A 613-nucleotide genomic window follows, 5' to 3' on the forward strand; every position below is an offset into this window, starting at 1 on the left:
ATCTTCCACATCACGCTGCGCAACTTTTTCTCCATTTGCGAGTATGATTACTTCGTCAAGCAGGGTTTCAATTTCATCAATCTCGTGCGTTGCGATCACCACAACCTGCTGCTCAAAATCAATGTAAGACACCAGGCTGTTTACGATGGAATCCCTGACCATCGGATCAAGCCCGGAAAAGGGTTCATCCAGCAAGATGACGGATGCCCTTCTTGCCAAAGCAAGGACGATTTTCAGCCTTCCCCGATTTCCTTTTGATAGCTTTTTGATCTTTTTTCCCGGATCAAGCTGCATTTCATTCAACAGCTTATAGGCCTGTTCTGTTTGAAAATCAGGAAATTGCGATTGGTAAAAGTTCACCATATCTTTAACAGTAAAATGCGGATAAAACATATCAAGCTCTGTGAGATAAGCCGTTTGAAGGACCATATCTCTCGTTACCGGCTTTTCATCCGCTCTAACGAATCCTGAAGTCGGAAAGAGAAGGCCAGCCATCATTTTTAAGGTCGTTGATTTGCCGCTGCCGTTCGGCCCGACCAAACCATAAATCCGCCCCGATGATAAGGTGATCGACACGTCATTGACGGCAGTTTGGCGGCCGTATTTTTTTGAT

At 45.2% G+C, this 613-nt stretch carries 1 protein-coding gene; it reads right to left on the reverse strand.

The window, feature by feature from the left end; genetic code table 11:
- Nucleotides 1-613, reverse strand: a 613-nt coding sequence (locus MOC09_RS20095; RefSeq protein ID WP_268371696.1) for an ABC transporter ATP-binding protein, incomplete at both ends; no start/stop codon positions are given.

Origin of the sequence: Bacillus sp. N12A5, from assembly GCF_026790125.1 — a bacterium.
In the GTDB taxonomy this organism is placed as follows: domain Bacteria; phylum Bacillota; class Bacilli; order Bacillales; family Bacillaceae; genus Bacillus.